This is a genomic window from Patiriisocius marinus (assembly GCF_008974325.1).
Taxonomy (GTDB): Bacteria; Bacteroidota; Bacteroidia; order Flavobacteriales; family Flavobacteriaceae; genus Patiriisocius; species Patiriisocius marinus.
In genome coordinates, this window is record NZ_BKCG01000008.1 from 61,227 (window position 1) to 80,746 (window position 19,520).

Annotated in this window: 17 protein-coding genes; 4 read left to right on the forward strand and 13 right to left on the reverse strand. The window is 32.8% G+C overall.

The features are described 5' to 3' along the window. Positions 1-146 precede the first annotated feature (146 nt). The 13 genes from GBH57_RS13075 to GBH57_RS13135 form a co-directional block, all read right to left on the reverse strand. Complete coding sequence (locus GBH57_RS13075; RefSeq protein ID WP_151674945.1) at positions 147-962, reverse strand: prohibitin family protein; 816 nt, start codon at positions 960-962, stop codon at positions 147-149. A gap of 7 nt (positions 963-969) precedes the next feature. Next, positions 970-3,003 (reverse strand): VWA domain-containing protein, encoded by a 2,034-nt coding sequence (locus GBH57_RS13080; RefSeq protein ID WP_151674946.1) that lies wholly within the window; start codon positions 3,001-3,003, stop codon positions 970-972. Between the two features lie 103 nt (positions 3,004-3,106). After that, complete coding sequence (fabG, locus tag GBH57_RS13085; protein ID WP_151674947.1) at positions 3,107-3,853, reverse strand: 3-oxoacyl-[acyl-carrier-protein] reductase; 747 nt, start codon at positions 3,851-3,853, stop codon at positions 3,107-3,109. Between the two features lie 166 nt (positions 3,854-4,019). Further along, positions 4,020-6,992, reverse strand: coding sequence for a M16 family metallopeptidase (locus tag GBH57_RS13090; RefSeq protein WP_151674948.1), 2,973 nt, complete (start codon positions 6,990-6,992; stop codon positions 4,020-4,022). A gap of 151 nt (positions 6,993-7,143) precedes the next feature. Next, a complete protein-coding gene (sucD, locus tag GBH57_RS13095; protein ID WP_151674949.1) occupies positions 7,144-8,016 on the reverse strand; it encodes a succinate--CoA ligase subunit alpha in 873 nt (290 codons plus the stop codon). Between the two features lie 137 nt (positions 8,017-8,153). Next, positions 8,154-8,561 (reverse strand): nuclear transport factor 2 family protein, encoded by a 408-nt coding sequence (locus tag GBH57_RS13100; protein WP_151674950.1) that lies wholly within the window; start codon positions 8,559-8,561, stop codon positions 8,154-8,156. Positions 8,562-8,564: 3 nt separating this feature from the next. Continuing rightward, on the reverse strand, positions 8,565-9,500 hold the full coding sequence (locus tag GBH57_RS13105) for a UDP-3-O-(3-hydroxymyristoyl)glucosamine N-acyltransferase (RefSeq protein ID WP_151674951.1): 936 nt from the start codon (positions 9,498-9,500) through the stop codon (positions 8,565-8,567). 176 nt (positions 9,501-9,676) lie between these two features. Next, on the reverse strand, positions 9,677-10,813 hold the full coding sequence (locus GBH57_RS13110) for a hypothetical protein (RefSeq protein WP_151674952.1): 1,137 nt from the start codon (positions 10,811-10,813) through the stop codon (positions 9,677-9,679). 23 nt (positions 10,814-10,836) lie between these two features. Continuing rightward, entirely contained in the window at positions 10,837-11,403 is a 567-nt protein-coding gene (gene efp, locus GBH57_RS13115) for an elongation factor P (protein WP_151674953.1), read from the reverse strand. Positions 11,404-11,538: 135 nt separating this feature from the next. Beyond that, on the reverse strand, positions 11,539-12,324 hold the full coding sequence (gene lpxA / locus GBH57_RS13120) for an acyl-ACP--UDP-N-acetylglucosamine O-acyltransferase (RefSeq protein ID WP_151674954.1): 786 nt from the start codon (positions 12,322-12,324) through the stop codon (positions 11,539-11,541). An 89-nt stretch (positions 12,325-12,413) separates the two neighbouring features. Continuing rightward, on the reverse strand, positions 12,414-13,820 hold the full coding sequence (locus GBH57_RS13125; protein ID WP_151674955.1) for a bifunctional UDP-3-O-[3-hydroxymyristoyl] N-acetylglucosamine deacetylase/3-hydroxyacyl-ACP dehydratase: 1,407 nt from the start codon (positions 13,818-13,820) through the stop codon (positions 12,414-12,416). Next, positions 13,813-14,838: a UDP-3-O-(3-hydroxymyristoyl)glucosamine N-acyltransferase gene (gene lpxD, locus GBH57_RS13130; protein WP_151674956.1), complete on the reverse strand. Its 1,026-nt coding sequence runs from the start codon at positions 14,836-14,838 to the stop codon at positions 13,813-13,815. Before lpxD ends, GBH57_RS13125 begins: the two co-directional genes overlap by 8 nt. 92 nt (positions 14,839-14,930) lie before the next feature. Beyond that, positions 14,931-16,157, reverse strand: coding sequence for an HD domain-containing protein (locus GBH57_RS13135; protein WP_151674957.1), 1,227 nt, complete (start codon positions 16,155-16,157; stop codon positions 14,931-14,933). A gap of 157 nt (positions 16,158-16,314) precedes the next feature. Between GBH57_RS13135 and porX the strand changes: the two genes are divergently transcribed. From porX to GBH57_RS13150, 4 genes are all read left to right on the forward strand, one after another. Beyond that, positions 16,315-17,865: a T9SS response regulator signal transducer PorX gene (gene porX, locus GBH57_RS13140; protein ID WP_151674958.1), complete on the forward strand. Its 1,551-nt coding sequence runs from the start codon at positions 16,315-16,317 to the stop codon at positions 17,863-17,865. 88 nt (positions 17,866-17,953) lie between these two features. Further along, positions 17,954-18,367, forward strand: coding sequence for a tRNA (adenosine(37)-N6)-threonylcarbamoyltransferase complex ATPase subunit type 1 TsaE (gene tsaE, locus GBH57_RS13145; protein WP_151674959.1), 414 nt, complete (start codon positions 17,954-17,956; stop codon positions 18,365-18,367). Between the two features lie 202 nt (positions 18,368-18,569). Further along, a complete protein-coding gene (locus GBH57_RS16040) occupies positions 18,570-18,707 on the forward strand; it encodes a hypothetical protein (protein ID WP_161596103.1) in 138 nt (45 codons plus the stop codon). Further along, positions 18,673-19,179 (forward strand): hypothetical protein, encoded by a 507-nt coding sequence (locus tag GBH57_RS13150; protein WP_174844039.1) that lies wholly within the window; start codon positions 18,673-18,675, stop codon positions 19,177-19,179. Before GBH57_RS16040 ends, GBH57_RS13150 begins: the two co-directional genes overlap by 35 nt. The last annotated feature ends 341 nt before the right edge of the window (positions 19,180-19,520 follow it).

Consider the following 19,520-nt stretch of genomic DNA (forward strand, 5'->3'; position numbering starts at 1 on the left):
ACTTCGGAAATTTTAATTTGTTTAAAAATAGTGCTTAATATTTAATTTAAAAATTTTAAAAATTCAATTATTGACAGACTATCATTAAAAACAAAAAAACCGTTTTGATTTCTCAAAACGGTTTTTAAAAATATACTATTTCGGAACTAGTTGTTCCCTAAAATTATAGGTAAACCGCCTTCACCACCACCTATCACAATTACTTTTGTATTAGGAGATTCACTTAATTTTAATGTAGCATCAACACCTTTATCTTGTAGAATTTTATCTGTCAAAGAAGCACTTAGAATTTTGTTTGCATCTGCTTTACCTTGCGCTTCAATAATTACTTTTTCTGCTTCTTTTGCAGCTGTAACTAATCTAAACTCATATTCTAGAGATTCTTGCTCTTGCTTTAATTTACGTTCAATTGCATCCTTAATGGTATTAGGAAGCGTTACATCTCTAACTAATACTTCATTTAGTTGTACGTATTGCTTAGCAAGAATAGTCTTCGTTTCAGCGTAAATTTCATCTTGAATTGCATCACGCTTGCTACTGTACAATTGCTCTGGTGTATAACGACCAACAACACTTCTTGCAGCAGATCTAATTGCCGGCTGGATAACTCGACCTAAATAGTTCTCTCCTAAGTTTTGGTGTAGTCTTCCTAATTCAGAATAAACTGGTTGGTACCAAGCTGAAGCATCAATTTGAATTTCCAAACCATTTGAAGAAAGTACTTTCATTTTTTCGAAAAGCTCTTGTTGCCTTACTTCATAAATAATAACTTTATTCCAAGGTGCGATTAAATGAAACCCCTCACCTAAGGGTGGCTCATCAATTACAACCCCTTTATCAAATACTTTATAAAGCACTCCAGCTTCTCCAGAACCAATAGTTACAGCAGATTTTGCTAAAATGATAATTAATATAACCGCAAGAACGATTACTGGTATTCCAATTTTTGGTAATTTTTCCATGATATGTTTATATAAGTCCGTTAAATTTTCTGATAAACCACTCGATTGAAAGTAGTAAAATAATCAATCCTAATAAGTATTTCCAATCGATTAAAGGTACTACTTTTTCTTCACTCTTTTGCACTGCTACATAGGCATCGCTTTCCACTAAACTATTAATCAACTCATCAATTTGAGTTGGAAAATAAGCTACTCCACTTGATTTTTCTGCGACTCTATTTAATTTTGAAATGTTAGCATTTAAAAACTGTTGCTCCACATTAAATTCTAAAATAGTGAAACTCCCACTTCTTGCTATCTCCTCGTCTTTTACAGAAACAGTATACGAGTATGTTCCTGCATCTAAATTACTTAAATCAACTTGGTAATAATTATTACGTAATAATAACGGAAACACCAATCGTTCTTTTGTTTGATTATTAACAACCGAAATTGAAACCGAAGCGCTATTATCAAAAACAAAATTTTTATCAAAATACTGAGCAGAAATTTTAAGTGGTCTATTATTATAATAAAAAGTTTCGCTACTAACCTCTAGCCTACTTCTACGTTTATTTGAAGCAAGGTACTGCACCATCTTAGCTATAAATTGATCAAAATCTTCAAAGCTTTTATCATTTAAGTAAGATTGAGCTCTCCATTTCCATAATCCTTCTGCATCCCATATTGCGTGACGTGAAGTCCCTTGTTCCATAGTCACTAACATTGGGCTATCACTTGCTATACCATCTATTGTTTGATCTAAAATAATTTCGTGAGGCACTGCAATAGACAATTCACCAAAATATGTGGTTAGTGGCGGCAACTCACTAAAACCTATATCATCTATCGAAAATGTTCCGTAATTAAGGTTTAAACTTGCACTAACATCTTCGTTTTGATTTACAACGTCTTTTGAAAATCTAGATTGAATACTATTCAGAAATACCCAATCGGTTTGAGTACCTGTAATCACAAAAGAGTTTTTATTCAACTTTTCAAGTTCTTGAAAAACTGAAGAAAATTTTCTTATTGGTTGATATAAAATCACCAATTGATAATCGTTAACTACTGATGCTGCTTCTTCAGGTTTTAAATATGTTACAGTTCGTTGCTCATTAGTTGCAATTGACTTTTTTAGCATTCCCAAATCTGGATGAAGTACATCACTTACAATTAACACATTAGTAGCCTGATCAATTACTTCAACCCCAAATCGCTTATTATTATTCACTGTATTTTTCTCATCACTCAAAGGCTTTACAGTTGCAGTATAGCGTTGCAATCCTACAGCAGTAGCGGGTACTATAGTTGAAACAGTTTTAGTATTATCTTGGTTTGTAAATGATAGAATTTCCCTGTAAACAACTCTGTTACCTTGGCTTATAACAAATTGTGAATTTACACTACCAGTTCCACTGTAAACTATTATAGCTTCAACGGGAAATTGATTTTTTAGAAAAGCATATCTATTAGTATTTAGCTGTTCAATTTTTAAATCGGTATACTTTGTAGAGTCTCCTAATATCACAGGATAAATAGGATGACTTAACAATGTGCTCGAAAATTCATAATCTGAACCAATAGTTTGATTCCCATCAGTTAACATCACTACAGGAGATTTTAGATTACTATAAAGTTCTTTTATAGATTTAAAAGCAGCAGCAATATTAGAATTAGACTCGGTATTTGTTAAGGTATCTAGTGTTGAGAAACCATTTCCAAAAGAGTAATATGAAATATCAAATTTCTCATTTAAAGCCTCATTAGATTTTATTTTATCAATCGCTAACGATAAAGCATCTTTTTGATTCAATTCCTTTATAGAAGTTGAATTATCAACAAGAATAGGTAATTGAGGTCTTTCAGTTGTATAGGATTCAGTTTTAAGCTGTGGATTTATCAATAAAATCAACAGCGCAAAAAGTGATAAAAATCTAAGAATTCCAAAAAGCCAACGAAGATTCCCCGTATATTTGGTTTTATAACCATACATAAACCCAGCTGCAATAATTGAAATTATAGCAGCAATTATAATATAAAGTATAGTTTCTGGTGTCAAAGAGTTTTGAGTAAGTTGAATTGTGATTTAAAAATTTCTGAATTGCTGAAATATGTAACAACCAAAAATGTAATCACAAAAATAATGTGAATACCTTTTATATTTAAGTTAGCATTCCACCGTCAACGTTTATTACTTGTCCAGTAATATATGATGACAGATCACTTGCTAAGAAAACACATGCATTAGCTATATCTTCTGGAGAACCACCTCTTTTAAGTGGAATTCCATCACGCCATTGTTGCACAGTAGCTTCATCTAATTTCCCTGTCATTTCAGTTTCGATAAAACCTGGAGCTATAACATTACTACGGATATCTCTAGATCCAAGTTCTAAAGCCACAGATTTAGAAAAACCGATGATACCTGCTTTTGATGCTGCATAATTGGTCTGTCCAGCGTTCCCTTTTACACCTACAATCGAACTCATATTGATAATAGAACCTTTACGTTGTTTCAACATAGTACGTTGTACAGCTTTAGTCATATTAAAAACCGATTTTAAATTCACTTCAATAACGTTATCAAAATCGTCTTCGCTCATTCTCATTAACAAGTTATCCTTAGTAATCCCTGCATTATTCACAAGAATGTCAATGCTGCCAAAATCTTCTAAAACTGCAGCAGCTAATTCTTGAGATTGATCAAAACTTGAAGCATCACTTTTATAAGCTTTTGCTTTAATTCCACTTTTACTAAGCTCTTCAGCAAGTGCTTCAGCTGGTGCTGCAGATGAGTTATAAGTAAAGGCTACATTTGCTCCATGTTTAGCAAAAACTTCAACAATCCCTTTTCCTATTCCGCGGCTTCCGCCAGTAATAATAGCTGTTTTTCCTTCTAAAAGCTTCATATCTATAGTTTTAAATACGTCTTAATATATTAATTTATTCTGAAATTTTATCCAAATTATAAAGGGATAAATATACTCAATACAAAAGCCAAAGCGAAATAAAAATCCCCACAAATTATGATAATTTGTGGGGATCTCAATTATGTGCAAATGTATTGGGTGATGCCTACATTTTTACATCTTCAACTTTTCCGTAGTTAAATAAATAATCGACGTCCATTTCTTGAACTTTCCCTAGTTGTTCAAGGGCTCCCATATCAACATCTTTCTTGTTACCTACTACCATCACATTGTATTCTTGTCCTTTGATATTTTCATTAAAGAAAGTTCTTAAATCTTCCATCTTCATTTCCTTAATAGCATTGTACATTGCTTCTCTATTATCTTCTTTTATACCTAAACGCTGCAGACTTTCGTACGTCCAGAATACATTAGATTTTGTAATACGTTGCGCTGCTAATTTTTTTAATGCCGCTGTTTTAGCTGCTTCAAATTGCTCTTGCGCTTCAGGCATATCACTCATTAATCCCATCATCGCATCTACAGCTTGTGGCATTTTATTAGCTTGCGTACCTATATATGCCATCACATAATTAGAATCTTCTTTCTTACGAGCAGTTGAATAATTAGACCAAGCGGAATATGCTAAAGACTTAGATTCTCTAATTTCTTGAAAAACAATAGAAGATAACCCTGAACCAAAGTATGTATTAAACAAAGTAGAAACCGCCATATTCTCTGGAGAGAAAGGCGCTCCTTTTGCTAAAAACATCATTTCACTTTGAACCATATCATAGTCTACAAAATAAACATTACCTCCAGTTTCTTGCTCTGTGTAAACTGTTGCAGCAGGATAATCGTTTAAAGTTTCCTTTACAGTATGATGATCATTTAAAGCAGTTATTGCTGCATCAACATCTTTACCATAATAGAATACTCTTTGTTTGAAATCCTTGATACCTTTAGTTATATCTACCAATTCCTGAACATTCATTTCATTCATTTCAGCAACAGTATAAATATTACGTAAACGAGAGTTTTCGCCATATTTTGCATAGTTCATTAATCCTGAACGTAGAATACTTGCTTTGCTAGTTTTGTTATTTTGTCTTGACTTAACAATTGACGCTACATATTTAGTATACGCTTCACTATCAGGTACAGCGTTATCTAACAAGTGTTCTAATAATTCTAACCCTTTAGGTAAATTTTCCTTAAGACCACTGAGTCCAATATATGTTTGATCTCCACCTGCACTAACGTAATAATTAATACCTAATTTGTAAAACTCTTTTTTCAAATCTTCATTAGAATATTTATCAGTACCAAGGTATTCTAAATACCCAACCGCAAGACCTAGCTTTTTATTATTATCCCTTCCCATATCGAAGATGATGTTCATATCAAACAAATCATTAGATTCATTTTTTATATAAGAAACTTTCAAACCATTATTAGTTGTTGTTTCTTTTATAGCTGAAGCATAATCAACATATTCTGGAGCTAAAGGTTTTGATTCAATTTTATTAAACTCTGTGATATATTCCGAAGCTTTATCTCTGTTAAGGTTTACAGGAGTTATTCCTGGATTAGACACTTTTACAATGTTTTTATCTTCTCCTTTACGTTTGTAAGTGACCACATAATTATCTTTATAGAAATTATTAGCAAAAGCAACAACTTCTTCTTTAGTGATCTTCTTCAAAGCATCTAAATAAGCTACTTTGTCTTTCCAATCAACTCTGTGGATAAACGCATCGTAATAAGCAGAAGCTACAGCTGTGCTATTCTCATATTGTTGTAATTGAGACTTCTTTAAATCATTAACAACAGCTTCAATCATCCAATCTTCAAATTCCCCCTCTTTCAACAACTGAATTTGCTCTAAAATAAGTGACTTTACTTCATCAAGAGATTGCCCTTCTTTAGGCGAACCTGTAAATGCATGATAGCCATAGTCATTTAAGAAAGTAGTACTACAACCTGCATTCTGTACTAATTGCTTTTGATTCAAATTTAAATCAATTAAACCTGCATTACCATTTGCAAGAATCATATCACACATTTGAACCAACTTTTCTTCTTGAGTATTCACCGCCTCAGTTCTAAAAGCAATTGAAACACTTTCAGCTGTAGGCCCAAAAACCTCAGTAGTAACAACTTCTGTTAGTGGTGTTTCCTTTGGCAATACTGGATGATCAACATCTTTTCTTTCTAATTTCCCGAATGTATTTGCTACTTTCTCAATAGTCTCATCAAAGTTAAAATCTCCCACGAGTACCATAGCCATATTGTTAGGAACATAGTATTTGTCAAAATAATTATTAATATCAATCAAAGAAGGTGCTTTTAAATGCGCTGCTGTACCAATAGTTTTTTGTTGACCATATGGGTGAGTAGGAAACAAACCTTCTAACATAGAAGCATAACGCTTTCTAAAGTCGTTATCCTGCCCTCTATTAAACTCTTCAAAAACCGCTTCTAATTCTGTGTGGAATAAACGCAATACTAATTCACTAAAACGTTCTTCTTCTAAAGACAACCATTTGTCTAGTTCATTAGCAGGAATTTTATTCTTGTAAACCGTTTCTTCAAACCAGGTATGAGCATTTGTACCAGTAGCACCAAGCGAAGTCATCATTTTATCATATTCATTCGCAACAGAATAATTTGAAGCTTCTAATGAAACTTCATCTATTTTACGGTATAACTCTAAACGTTTTTCAGGGTCTTGCTCCGCTCTATGTTCTTCATATAACTGTGCAATTTGTTCTAAATATCCTTTTTCTTTTTCCCAATCAATTGATCCAACTTTAGAAGTTCCTTTGAAAACCATATGCTCTAAGTAATGCGCTAATCCAGTAGATTCTTTAGGGTCATAATTTGAACCGGCTCTTACAGCGATATAAGTTTGAATTTTAGGTTCATCTTTATTTTGACTTAAGTAAACTTTTAGTCCATTATCTAAAGTATACAGGCGCAATCCTGTAGGATCATTATCTACTGTTTCATAGCTATACCCTTTAGCATCATTTTGTAAGTGCGATGCAAAACCTGCTTTAGTAGTTTCAGCATTTTCTTTACAACTTGACATAAAAGCAACTAATGTACAAGCTAGCAATAATTTTAGGTGTTTCATTTTTGGTTGGTTTAAATTTCTTTTTATTTTTTAGAACGTGATTTTTATAGAATAATTACACATTCAATAAACTATTTAAAAAACGAAAAACGTTTGGATTTCGCGAAAAATCCAAACGTTTTATATTATATAGTGTTATTGATTATTGATATTATCCTAATACCTCAGCAACTTTTTTTCCTATTTCAGCTGGAGAATCTACTACGTGAATACCACATTCACGCATAATTTTCTTCTTAGCTTGAGCGGTGTCATCACTACCACCAACAATTGCACCTGCGTGCCCCATTGTTCTACCTGCTGGTGCAGTCTCACCTGCGATAAAACCAACAACTGGTTTTTTACTTCCGCTAGCCTTGTACCAGTTAGCCGCATCTGCTTCAAGTTGACCACCTATTTCACCAATCATAACCACAGCTTCAGTTTCTGGGTCATTAATCAACATCTCAACAGCTTCTTTTGTTGTAGTTCCAATAATTGGATCTCCACCAATACCAATAGCAGTAGTAATACCTAAACCTTGTTTTACAACTTGGTCTGCAGCTTCGTACGTTAATGTACCTGATTTAGAAACAATACCTACTTTACCTTTTTTAAATACAAAACCTGGCATAATACCTACTTTTGCTTCACCTGGAGTAATAACTCCTGGACAGTTAGGTCCAATTAAGCGACAATCTCTATTTTTTATGTAGTTAGAAGCTTTAATCATATCTGCTACAGGGATACCTTCAGTAATTGTAATAATTACTTTAATACCTGCTTCAGCAGCTTCCATTATTGCATCTGCAGCAAAAGCTGGTGGTACAAAAATGATAGTAGTATCTGCTCCTACTTTTTCTACAGCTTCAGCAACTGTATTGAAAACTGGTCTATCTAAGTGAGTTTGTCCACCTTTTCCTGGTGTAACTCCCCCAACAACGTTCGTCCCGTATTCAATCATTTGTCCGGCGTGAAAAGTACCTTCACTACCCGTAAATCCTTGAACAATAATTTTTGAATCTTTATTAACTAAAACACTCATAGTTGCTTTTACTATTTTAAAATGATTATTTATTTCTATGAAAACTAACTAGTAAACTGATTTAGCATTTCGGTTAAACCAATTGTTAATTTTGCGTTGCAAATGTATGCTTTTTGCTTAAGCTTTTGAAGAAATTTTTACACTTTTACCTTCTCATAAGTACCATCAGTGTCATCACTAATAGTTGCTGGCTGGCTAACTTGATAGCCACGGTGTAATTTTCCATCTTTTAAATGCCATATTGATATAAAATGTGCGATACCTAGTTCCTCTTCTGGATTCTCTACTGTACGTACATAGTATTTATAACGAGTTGTGACAACGCCCTCATCTTCAAGTACGTGGCTCACCTCTATTCTAAGATCATTGTAGGTTCTAGATATCTCAGCGAACGTAGCCTTAAGGTCGTCAAAATGCATGATAGTTAACCCATCAGTACTATTCCAAATAAACTCAACATCTGGGTGAAAAAACTTATCTAAAACTGTTTTATCCCTTAAAAAATCACTGTTGTAAAAATCCTTTACTATTTGTTTTGCACTCATCGTTTATAAATTCTCTAGTTTATCAATGATTCCTGGAATCAATCTAATAGATGCCAGTTCTTTATATTTTTTTCTAAATTCGTCTGCAGGTGACCCAAAATACGATTTATATCCTGGAAGTGACTTACTTACACCACTTTGTGCAGAAATAATTGCTTTTTCTCCTATTGTAACACCGCTTGTAATTCCAGCTTGTCCCCAAATAGTGACAAAATCTTCAATAACAACACAGCCCGCGATCCCAACTTGAGATGCTATTAAACAACGTTTTCCTATTACAGTATCGTGCCCAACGTGAACTTGATTATCAATTTTAGTCCCTTCGCCTATTATAGTTGAAGCTGTAACACCTTTATCAATAGTACATAAAGCCCCTAAATCTACATTATCCTCTAAAACTACATTCCCGCCACTTATTAATTTATCAAACTTTTCTGGACGGTTTTTATAATAAAATGCATCTGCACCTAAAATTGTACCAGAATGTATTGTACATCCATTACCTATAACCGTGTTATCATAAATTACAACATTGCTATGTATTAAACAATCATCCCCAATTGTCACATTATTACCAACAAATGCATTAGGTTGAATTACTGTGTTCTTACCTATCACAGCTGAGTCTGCAACCACCGAAGTAGCTCGCTTAAATGGATTAAAGTGATTTGTAAGCTTATTAAAATCGCTAAACGGCTCTTCTGATATAAGCAATGCTTTTCCCTCAGGACAGTCTACTTTTTTATTAATTAATACAATAGTAGCAGCTGAAGCTAACGCTTTGTCATAGTATTTAGGATGATCCACAAACACAATATCTCCAGGAGTAACAACATGTATTTCATTCATTCCCAATACTGGGAAGTTAGCATCACCAACAAAATCGCACGCTAATATAGTTGCGATATCCTGTAATGTTTGCGCCTTCAGAAATTTCATAGGTTTTGATAAATTGGATATCAAATATAAAAAATCCCACCGCAATATCTATCGTGGTGGGATTTTTTTAATTCTGAAATATTAACTATTTAAATTTTGCTCTTATTCACTACAATTACCATCTATGATATCTTGTTGGGTTGGGTTGTAGGCGTTGTCATATACTGAATAGGAACCTAATTCAATAACACTAAAAGGGTTTGTAAGGCTGCAAAGTCAACAAGAGAAATGTTGTTATCAGCCCGAAATAAAGTCATATCAGAAGTAATATTTTCCAAACCATCTAAATTTATAAGACTTGGATTTAATTTTAATTTAAAATCATTAGTTACTGTTTGCAAACTTTGGAAACCTTCAATACTATTTAATGATTCATTATTAATAATCTCTACTCTTCCATATATACTAACAACATTAGAAAGTCCATTCAGGTTTGTTAGCATCGTGTTATTTTCTATTATCATAGCATTTATATCAGCTCTTAGTGAAGTTAATCCTGAAAGACCATCGATATTTTGAAGAGCATCATTCTCTCTTATCCAAAGTCTAATATCACTTGAAACTATATTGCTAAGAGCATTAATATCCGTTAATATTTCGTTGTCATATATATCAATCGAATTAGTCGATTGTAAATTCTCTAATCCATTTAAGCTTGTTAAGTGATTATTAAAATCGATTACCAAACCTGATACACTGCTAATAGAAGCTAGAGGAGATAAATCAACAATAATTGGTTCATTTGAAAAATTTGATATCCTTAGAGTACCTGTAATTTCGCAATAATTATTACTCCCAAATTCATTTACCATATCCTGATTTGACAAAACAATACCTCCGTCAAAAATATTATTTTCACAACTATTAGTTGTTATAAAATCAACACTAGAACTATAAGCAACTTCATCATCAACAATAAAATAAGAACGAACAAAATAATTAGTAGCTGCGTTCAACCCATTAATAGTTACACTAAATGTGGTTTGACTCCCTTCTACCGCTATGTTGTTATCAGCCATTGTTGGATTACTCGTAGTACCATAAACAACACCTCGATCTGAGATAGCTGATGATCCAGCATTTTCAATTGATACATTTACAATTGCATCAAAATCTGTAATTTCAGTAACATTGACTATTGATGTTGATGGAGTAACATTTTCTCCTGTTTCATCATCCCCACCACAACTTTGCAGTAACCCAATTATACCTATAAATAGTAGTATTTTAATTTTCATTTTTTTTGTTTTCGCTATATGTTTCTTGGCTAAAAGAAAACATCCAATAACTTTTAAAAGATTATTGGATGTCAAAAATATTAGATTTTAAAGAATAGCTATTCTTTTACACGCTCTTTGTACGTTCCTTTTTCAGTTTCAATTTTAATTTTGTCACCTTCATTAATGAACAATGGCACATTAACCTCTGCTCCAGTTTCCATAATAGCTGGCTTTGTAGCATTAGTAGCAGTGTTTCCTTTAACACCTGGCTCAGTAGATTGAACTTCTAAAATTACACTTGCTGGAAGCTCTACAGAAAGCGGTGCATTATCTTCTGTATTAATAATAACAGTAACAACCTCCCCCTCTTTCATTAGCTCCGGCTTATCTAAAGCTGCTTCTACAAGACGAATTTGAGAATAATCTACTTCATTCATAAAGTGATAAAAGTCTCCATCATTATATAAAAACTGAAATTTATGTGTTTCAACACGTACATCTTCAATTTTATGTCCTGCAGAAAAAGTATTGTCAATTACTTTACCATTAGTAACACTTTTCAATTTAGTTCTAACAAACGCTGGCCCTTTTCCTGGCTTGACGTGAAGAAATTCCACAATTTTATAAATATCATTATTGTACTTAATACATAAACCGTTTCTAATGTCTGAACTTGTTGCCATAGTTTTATTTTGAATTATGAAATCAGATTATTAATTTTCATCTAGATTTCTACATATTATCTTTTTAAAGTAGAGTTCTTCCACTTTAAGTTTGTGAAATTGTATCACAGGTAGTTTTCTTATAAAATTTCAGAATTAATTATTACTGAAATACCCTTTCATAATACCTCTTTTCGCATTTTTGATGAACTGTAAAATTTCATCACGCTCTGGAGTTGCTTCCATTTCTGCTTCAATAATTTCAGAAGCCTGAGTTGTATTATAATTTTTTTGATAGAGTAATCTATAAATATTTTGAATTTCTCTAATTTTTTCTGGATTGAAACCTCTTCTTCTGAGTCCTATAGAATTGATTCCTACATAAGATAAAGGTTCGCGTGCAGCTTTTACAAATGGCGGAACGTCTTTTCTCACTAAAGAACCCCCTGTTACAAATGCGTGGTTACCTACCATACAAAATTGATGTACAGCGGTCATTCCTGCTAGTATAACGTAATCCCCTACTGTACAGTGACCAGCAAGCGTACTATTATTGGAAAATATACAATTGTTACCCACTATACAATCGTGAGCAATATGACAATAAGCCATAATTAAACAATTATCCCCAATAACGGTTTTACCTCTATCAACCGTACCACGGTTTATAGTAACATACTCTCTAATAGTAACGTTATCGCCAATAACTGCAGTTGTTTCTTCGTCTTGAAATTTTAAATCCTGTGGAATTGCAGAAATTACCGCACCTGGAAAAATATTACAATTTTTTCCTATGCGAGCACCTTCCATAATAGTCACATTAGATCCAATCCAAGTACCTTCACCAATCACAACATTATTGTGTATTGTTGTAAACGGCTCTATCACGACATTTTTAGCGATTTTGGCGCCTGGATGTACGTATGCTAATGGTTGATTCATTTGTATTTCTTATTATGTATTAAAACTGAAATGTTCTCGAAATACAAATTTATCTTATTAACAGAAGTTTTTGTAAATACTAAGTGCATTTAGTTGTTTTTAGTTTTTACTATCTGAGCCATTAATTCTGCCTCAGTTACTAGTTTATCATTTGCGTAAGCACTACCCTTCATATGCACAATACCCCTTCTAATTGGTGTAATTAATTCCAATTTAAAAATTAAAGTATCACCAGGATTAACCTGACGCTTAAACTTCGCATTATTAATTTTCATAAAAAACGTCAAATAGTTTTCTGGATCAGGAACGGTACTTAATGCAAGAATCCCTCCTGTTTGTGCCATAGCCTCAACTATTAGCACACCTGGCATTACCGGAGCTCCAGGAAAGTGACCAACAAAAAACGGTTCGTTCATTGTCACGTTTTTCAATCCTACTACATGCGTATCACTTAACTCCATAATTTTGTCTACTAACAAAAATGGTGGTCTGTGAGGTAGCATTTCCATAATTGCATTTACATCCTTAACAGGTGTTGCAGTTATATCGTATTTAGGTATTCCACTACGCTTTTCGTTTTTAATGATTTTAGACACCTTTTTAGCAAATTGTGTATTTGCGTGGTGCCCAGGTTTATTTGCTATAACTTTTCCGCGAATGCGAGTACCTATTAAAGCAAGATCACCTATTACATCTAATAATTTATGGCGCGCTGCTTCATTAGGATGATGTAATGTTAAGTTATCTAATATTCCATTAGGCTTAACACTTATCTCGTCTTTACCAAAGGCGTGACGAAGCTTTTCCATTGTTTTATCAGAAAGCTCTTTATCCACATATACAATAGCATTATTAAGATCCCCACCTTTAATTAAACCGTGGTCTAATAATGTTTCAATCTCGTGTAAAAAACTAAATGTTCTTGAATCAGATATTTCTTCTTTAAATTCTGAAATGTGCTTTATAGAAGCATTTTGAGTACCTAAAACTTTAGTCCCAAAATCTACCATTGTAGTAACCTGATATGTATCTGAAGGGATTATTGTAATCTCACTTCCTGTTTCGTCATCAATATAATTGATTACATCAGTAATAACGTATTCTTCTCTTTCTGCTTTTTGCTCTAGTATTCCAGCTTTTTCAATTGCTTCAACAAAAAACTTAGACGAACCATCCATAATAGGTGGCTCTGAAGAATCTAATTCTAAATAACAGTTGTCTACTTCTAAACCTACTAAAGCAGCTAATACGTGCTCTGAAGTTTGAATTTTAACACCTTCTTTTTCGAGATTAGTACCACGTTGAGTGTTTACAACATAATTAGCATCTGCCTCAATATGTGGCATACCATCTAAATCTTTTCGAATAAAAACATACCCAGTATTTTCTGGAGCTGGCTTAAAAGTTAAGGTAACTTCTTTTCCCGTATGCAATCCTACACCTTTTAAAGAAATTTCTTTAGCTAGTGTACACTGTTTGTTTGAACAATTACTCATTGTTTATTTTTTTTTCTATGCTATTAAATCTATCCATAATTTTAGGAAGATTTCTAAAATGTACATAACTCTTACTAAAGTCGCTATAGTTAAATGAAGGTGAACCTTGAATGGTTTCATTATCCTTAATATTTCTACCTACGCCACTTTGTGCTTGTATCCTAACGTTGTTTCCAATAGTTAAGTGTCCTGCAAAACCAACTTGTCCACCAATTAAGCAATTTTCGCCTATTTTAGTTGAACCAGCAATTCCCGTCTGTGCCGCAATAGCAGTGTTTTTACCTATTTCAACGTTATGTGCTATTTGTATTTGATTGTCTAATTTTACTCCACGTCTAATAATCGTAGAACCTAAAGTAGCTCTATCAATAGTGGTACCAGCTCCAATATCTACATAATCTTCGATAATAACGTTTCCTATTTGAGGAACTTTAGCAAATTCTCCTGCCTCATTAGGTGAAAATCCAAAACCATCTGCGCCTAATATCACTCCACTGTTTATCACACAGTGATTTCCAACAACGGATTCAGAATATATTTTTGCTCCAGAAAATACCGTACAATTATCTCCAATTGTAACGTTATCGCCTATATAAGCATTAGGGTAGATTTTTGTGTTATTACCAACGGTTACATTTTCTCCAATGTAAGCAAAAGCTCCAATATAAAGGTTCTCACCTAAACTACTAGACTCCGAAATGAATACTGGCTGTTCAATGCCGCTTTTATTCATTTTCACTTCATTGTAATATTCTAATAACTTAGAAAATGATTTATAAGCGTTTTCAACTCTAATTAAAGTTGTAGAGATTTCTTGTTCAGCGACAAAATCTTTGTCCACTATAGTAATCGATGCCTCCGTTGAATAAATAAAAGGAGTGTATTTAGGGTTTGCTAAAAAAGTTAAGCTTCCTGGCGTTCCTTCTTCAATTTTAGAAAGCTTTGAAACTTCAACTGCATCGTCACCTTCCACTTTTCCTTCAAGAATCCCTGCTATTTGGGTTGCTGTAAATTTCATTGATTGGTTACGTTTATAGCAATTTATAGTTTCGGTTGTTTAATAGAAACCTTATAAAATTGCATAAGTGCAAAAATAGGAAAAAAGAGTAATTAATAAGCCTTTGGATAACACAGATAATATTTAACCACTTTCTTAGACAATGCTTTTATATTTAACTGGTCGCTAGCCTTTGCTACATCTACAACCTTTCCAGATTTAGCTAAAATATTTATAGTATCAACATCCATTTTATATGCTTGATTAGAGATACATCCATCAAAAACAAAGTAGCTTGCTTCGTGTTCCGAAATATTAAAGCGTGACATTATTTCTTCTTTCTTTAATGCAATCTTACCTTCAGAAATTGGCTTTTTCTTTAATTTTACTTTTAACAAATCACGATTAAGGAGCATTTCAGAAACATTACGAAGTACAAAATCATCGTGATTCTGCCATTCTTTCATCGCTCCTATTATATCATAGTCATCTAACTTAGAAAAACGATTTAATACTTTTTTACTAAAGTTATCTGGACCTATACTGTTCTTTAAAAAATACGTTAAACCAGTGCTTGCTGGTAATGACATACCCTGAGCAGTCAACTCTTTTGCTCTTTTCAACACTTTAGTTAATAGTTGTTCTGCAACAATACCTGTTTTATGTAAATACACTTGCCAATACATTAGACGCCTTGCAACAATAAACTTCTCTACACTATAGATTGCTTTTTCTTCAACTACTAAACGATCTTCAACCACATTTAGCATCGCAATTAATCGTTCACTATTTACAGACCCTTCACTCACACCAGTGTAAAAACTATCACGACGTAAATAGTCTAACCTATCCATATCTAATTGACTCGAAATAAGTTGGTGTAAAAATTTACGACTGTATTCATTTTTAAAAATAGTAATAGCAAGTGTTAATTTAGAGTTAAACTCAGTATTCAATTCCTCCATAAACAACAAAGAAATATGCTCGTGAGAAACCCCTTCTACAATGCTATGTTCCATCGCGTGAGAGAAGGGACCGTGCCCGATATCGTGCAACAGAATAGCTATTAAAAGCGCCTCTTTTTCATCTTCTGAAACATCAACACCTTTAAACCTAAGCACTTGAATTGCTTTTGACATTAAATGCATTGCCCCTAGTGCATGATGAAATCGAGTATGATGTGCTCCTGGATATACTAAATACGACATTCCCATTTGCGAAATTCTACGCAACCTTTGAAAGTATGGATGAGCTATTAAGTCGAATATGAGTGTACTTGGAATAGTAATAAAACCATAGATTGGATCGTTTACTATTTTAAGCTTGTTGGGCTGTTTCAAATTTTAACTTTAAATTAATTGAGACATACGACAAAAAGTGATTTTCAATAGTAAATTTGAATCTCACGAATTTCTGAAATTATTAAAATTTCGGTATGAAAATTGATGATAATCAAGCTCGGTTACGATAACGGAGCTTTAGAACAAATATACAACTATGAGCGAAATAAAGGTACTTTGGGTAGATGATGAAATTGACTTACTTAAACCACATATAATTTTTCTAGAAAAGAAAAACTATAAAGTGACAACAGCTCAAAGTGGTATGGAAGCCCTAGAGGAAATAAAAGAGCAGAATTTTGATATTGTTTTTTTAGATGAAAATATGCCAGGCTTAACTGGACTGGAAACTTTAGCTGAATTAAAAGAAATAAACGCCTCCCTTCCTGTGGTTATGATCACAAAAAGTGAAGAAGAGTATATTATGGAGGAAGCTATTGGCTCTAAAATTGCTGATTATTTAATTAAGCCTGTGAATCCTAATCAGATTTTATTGAGTTTAAAAAAGAATTTAGACCATTCAAGATTAGTGAGTGCTAAAACTACTTCAAGTTACCAGCAAGAATTTAGAAAGATTGCAATGGACTTGTCAATGGTCAATAGCTTTGAAGAATGGGCAGATTTGTACCAAAAACTAGTCTATTGGGAACTTGAACTTGAAGGCATTGAGGACACTGGAATGTTTGACATACTCGAATCTCAAAAAAATGAAGCAAATACACAGTTTTGCAAATTTATAGATAAACAATATCCTGAATGGTTTAATGGTGCTGACGCTCCAATAATGTCCCACACACTTTTTAAAGAACGCGTGGCTCCTAAATTAAAAAAAGGTGCTCCTACTTTATTAGTTGTTGTTGACAATTTACGTTACGATCAATGGAAAGCCTTTGAGCCTTATATTGCTAATAGCTATAAAAAGGATACGGAAGAAATGTATTATGGAATTCTCCCTACTGCAACTCAATATGCAAGAAATGCTATTTTTAGTGGATTAATGCCAAGTGATATGGAAAAAAAACATCCAGATCTATGGCTAAATGATACTGAGGAAGGTGGAAAAAACATGAATGAAGATAAATTTCTTGCCGCCCAATTAAAGCGATTAAAATTAGATCTAAACTGGAGCTACCATAAAATTTCTAGTTTAAAACAAGGTAAGCGTTTAGCTGAAAATTTCAAAAGTCATAAAAATGATGATTTAACGGTAATAGTCTACAATTTTGTTGACATCCTTTCCCACTCTAAAACGGAAATGGAAGTCATTAAAGAACTTGCTTCTACAGATAAATCATATAGATCATTAACTCAAAGTTGGTTTAAGAATTCACCATTGATGGATATAATTCAACAAGCTTCTTCAATGGGTTTTAAATTGATGATCACTACAGACCACGGAACAATTAATGTAAAAAACCCTAGTAAAGTTATTGGAGATAAAAACACAAGTTTGAATCTACGTTATAAAACGGGTAAGAGTTTAACATATGAGGATAAAGATGTTTTAGCAGCAAAAGATCCTGCTTCTATTCATTTACCAAAAATTAATATGAGTAGTTCATTTATCTTTGCAAAAGGTGATTTATTTTTTGCTTACCCTAATAATTATAACCATTATGTGAGTTATTATAGAAATACCTACCAACACGGTGGAGTTTCACTTGAAGAAATGATAATCCCCTTTGTAACATTATCCCCAAGGCAATAATTTTTGTAAGAATTTTCGCTATGAATGTTTTTTATCGATTTTTTTGATAGAATATTACATTTAATCGATATATTCGCTTCTTTCAACGATGAATTTAACTTATAAACTCCCCGAAATAAGCAAAGTAGCAAAAAGTGTTACTTCTAAGCTCCAGCATAGGACAGTTCTGTTTTATGGTGAAATGGGTGTGGGCAAAACTACCCTAATCAAAGAAATGGCCTCTGCACTTGGTGTGACTGACACTTTAAGCAGCCCAACTTTCTCAATTGTTAACGAGTATGAAGCCGGAGAGAATCTTCTGTACCATTTTGATTGTTATAGAATCGAAAATGAAACAGAAGCTTTAGATTTTGGAATTGAAGATTATTTAAGTTCTGATCAATTTATTTTTATAGAATGGCCAGAACGTATAGCGGGTTTATTGCCCGAAAATACAACTAGGATCAACCTAACCAAAAACCAAGACGGAAGTAGAACAATAAACCTAATGCCTGTGAAATAAATCCCTACAACACATACTTTTAATGAACATCTTCTAAGAACTTCTCACTTTTGATAATATTAATTTAGGCAAAATAACCTTTACCTGAGAAAAACTTAACAAGATACGGCGAACATAGTTGGCGTACATGTGTTTTTTCGTGATAGATTTGTAGTGTAAAACTTACAAACCATTTTATAACCTCACAAAAAAAACTAACATTATGAAAGTAATTAAAACAGTATGTATCGTAGCGATTTTCTCAATGGGTCTATTTGCGTCTTGCACGCCAGAAAACCTAGAAAATGACCAAACAGAACAACAAATTGACAGAAGTATCCCAATCCCAAGACAAGGGTAAGAAGTCTCTTATAGTAGGTGGTTTGCTAGTAATTATTATTGCTAGTACTCCTATTTTATTTTATACATATGAAAGTTTCCCAAACTCAACAGTTTGGGAAACTTATTTTTTTACATTAGAAACTAATTTCCCCTCTTGGATTAATTTTGCGTATTATCTTATTGGTAAGTCAATCCCATTATTATTATTACTTATTTGGTTTTTTACTTGTAAACATTGGTGGCACTGGATTATACTTGTTCCTATTGCGATGTATTCTTTTCAGATATGGGGCGTTTTAAATGAGAGCAATGGTATGGATGAAGTAGAACTAATCTATGTGATCCCATTAATGATGGTTCTCGTACCATTCGTTTACTTAATTAGAGCAAAGCTTTTCTCTAAAGTACGTGGTAATGATCTTGCTGCATTTGAAGCTGAATTAGGACAGAATCGTACTTTATGGCAACAAATTATCGATCTCTTTAGATAATACTACAAATTTGTTTTTAAAATAAAAACACTTTCCTAAAAAAATAAATACGTAAATTGGTGCTGTTATTAGTATAATAACCATAACAAATCTCACTTTCCCATTTGCTAAATCATAGTTGCATTAATTTAATGCAATGCTAATATTAGCTATTATTGGTAATACATTTATCAACTAACTAAAATTGTTAAAATGTAATACAGATTGCTACAATGCTATGCGATAATCTCGTTAAATGATATGCTCATTCAACTAGTAACCTAAATGTTACATAATAGTTTTTTTCGAACAATACATTTAATCTATATTCGCCAAAACCACTAATTAGAATTTAGAGTAAT